At 59.3% G+C, this 1,205-nt stretch carries 1 protein-coding gene; it reads left to right on the forward strand.

The window, feature by feature from the left end; all coding sequences use genetic code 11:
* Window positions 1–86: 86 nt before the first annotated feature.
* The coding region (locus tag BRAS3809_RS29370; RefSeq protein ID WP_035659321.1) for an IS4 family transposase at window positions 87–1,205 on the forward strand (1,119 nt) is incomplete at its 3' end.

Consider the following 1,205-nt stretch of genomic DNA (forward strand, 5'->3'; position numbering starts at 1 on the left):
GGCAGGCTGGACATGGCGCATGGCGTGGATTCTTCTGAGGTCTTGAGCATCGCCAAATGTTCGAGACACACCAGGAGAGTCCCGCCATGCCGCATCAGAATACAGTATTCCGAGACATTCTGAAGTTGGTCCCTTGGCATCGCTTCGAGGCGCTTGTGGACGAGCATGGTGCGGACGCGCGGATTCGACGGCTTTCCACCAAAGACCAATTTGTGGCGCTGCTGTACGGTCAGCTTTCGGGGGCTTCCAGTCTGCGGGAGATTGTCACCGGGCTGTCGAGCCACGCCGCGCGGCTCTATCACCTGGGTGCGGGCCCCGTTCGTCGCTCGACTTTCGCAGATGCCAACATGAATCGGCCTGCGGAGACGTTTGCCGCCTTGTTCGCCATCATGATGAAGCAGGCCCATCGCCGATTGCGCCGCAAGCTTGCCGAGACGACATATTTGATTGATTCGACCAGCATACGGCTGACAGAAGCCAGCGCTGGCTGGGCACGGTTCTCTGCCGGTGTCTGCGGCGCCAAGGTGCATGTGATCTATGATGCCGACGCCGACCGGCCGATTTATGCGGCAGTCAGCGGGGCCAACGTCAACGACATTACCGCCGCGCATCAGATGCCGATCGAGCCTGGAGCAACCTATGTGTTCGATCTCGGCTATTATGAATATGCTTGGTGGGCTCAACTGGACGCCGCCGGTTGTCGGATCGTGACCCGGTTCAAATCCAATACGCCGCTGCGGGTCGTGGAGGAGTTGCCGGTCATCGCGGGTGGCAACATCCTCTCCGACCGCATCGGTTTCCTTCCACAACGCCAAGCCTACAGCCGCCGCAATCCCATGCACACTGCGGTGCGCGAAGTGCGCGTCACCTTGGAAACGGGAAAGATCCTGCGCATCCTGTCGAACGATCTCGATGCCAGCGCTCAAGAGATCGCCGACCTCTATCGTCGCCGCTGGGCCATCGAGTTGTTCTTTCGTTGGGTCAAGCAGACCCTCAAGATCACCAGATTCCTCGGGACCTCTGAGAACGCCGTTCGCATCCAGATCGCCGTTGCCCTGATCGCCTTCCTCTTGCTTCGCCTCGCGCAAGACCTTCAGAAGGTAATCCAAAGTCCATTGGTCTTTGCCAGATTGGTCCGCACCAACCTCATGCATCGCCGCCCCATCGATCAATTGCTCGCGGGGCCACCCCAACTTGCCCAAAAT

This window comes from Bradyrhizobium sp. STM 3809 (genome assembly GCF_000239795.1).
GTDB lineage: Bacteria > Pseudomonadota > Alphaproteobacteria > Rhizobiales > Xanthobacteraceae > Bradyrhizobium.